Origin of the sequence: Lysinibacillus sp. NPDC056959 (assembly GCF_042674095.1) — a bacterium.
Taxonomy (GTDB): domain Bacteria; phylum Bacillota; class Bacilli; order Bacillales_A; family Planococcaceae; genus Lysinibacillus; species Lysinibacillus zambalensis.
The window spans coordinates 1-1,334 of the sequence record NZ_JBHURE010000061.1; the positions used below are offsets into that span (position 1 = coordinate 1).

Annotated in this window: 1 protein-coding gene; it reads right to left on the bottom strand. The window is 41.8% G+C overall.

Translation table 11 applies throughout. The features are described from left to right. Positions 1-907 (bottom strand): group II intron reverse transcriptase/maturase (gene ltrA, locus ACFTQ7_RS24860; RefSeq protein WP_386831989.1); only part of this gene is annotated, 907 nt, incomplete at its 3' end. Positions 908-1,334: the final 427 nt, after the last annotated feature.

Consider the following 1,334-nt stretch of genomic DNA (forward strand, 5'->3'; position numbering starts at 1 on the left):
TCTTTCTAGAGGTAATTTCTCGTATTTTCTTCTTCATTCGTTCAAGGCTTGTTTTCGCCACTCGAACTTTTGGTTCTTTATGGTGTGAAAAACTGAAACCCAGGAATTTTCGATTCCATGGTCGGTCTACGGCTGATTTGGACTCATTCACTTTCAAACGTAATGTTCCTTCGATGAATCGCTGTACGCTTGTTATTGTACGCTCTCCCGCACGTTTACTTTTTACATAGATATTGCAGTCGTCTGCGTAGCGAACGAATTTATGACCACGTTTCTCTAATTCCTTATCAAGCTCATCTAACACGATATTTGAAAGAAGTGGACTTAATGGTCCACCTTGCGGTGTTCCTTCGTCTGTACTCGAAGTAGCTCCATTTATCATGACACCAGCTTGGAGATATTTACGGATAAGTTTTAATAATGATTTATCATGAATTCTTTTTGCTAATGTTGCCATTAATCGGTCATGGTTGACCTTATCAAAGAATTTCTCTAAATCCATATCCACAACCCAACGATATCCTTTCTTCATATAACCTTTCGCTTTTTGGACTGCGTCATGAGCACTCCGATTTGGTCGGAATCCATAACTGTTATCCGAGAAAGTTTGATCATATTCCTTTGACAATATCTGCGATATGGCTTGTTGAATCAAACGGTCTGTCACGGTTGGGATTCCTAATAGACGCACACCGCCTTCTGGTTTCGGGATTTCGACACGAAGTACTGGTTGCGGTTCATAGGTTCCCGCTAGAATTTGCGCTTTAATGGATTCCCAATTTTCGAGGATGTGCTTTCGTAAGGTTTGTACGGGCATCATGTCTACTCCATGGCTTCCTTTATTCGCTTCCACTCGCTTTAATGCTTGTATCATATTCGGACGTGCTAGAATTTGATTCAACATCACCATTTCGTTCCTTTCCGTGAATAGCTTGTCTTCTTATGCCCACCTGAACTACACCCTCCGCAAATACCCTCATGGACTTCACCATTACTTTCTAAGCGTGAGGTTTTTCTGTTTTCTGTGTTTATTCATTCAAGGTGGAATGCCAAGGGCTATTCTCTCTTAGTTGTTCAGCCCTTCCGATTAGTTCTAGACCCAATCGTACTATGACCTCTGCTGACTTCTAATGGTTCAGTTACTTGTCACCAAGTAGGTTGTGAAGGGTACTTCACGTTTCCATCAGACCTCCCCGGGTAAGCGTATGCACTTTCACACCATCTATCCGCCTTATTTACTTGATATGATCTTCGACAGAAAGGACTTTGTTTTGATATGCAAACTCATCCAATCATACCTAGCCTTGTATAAGATTCGTGTTCCTCGGACCGGT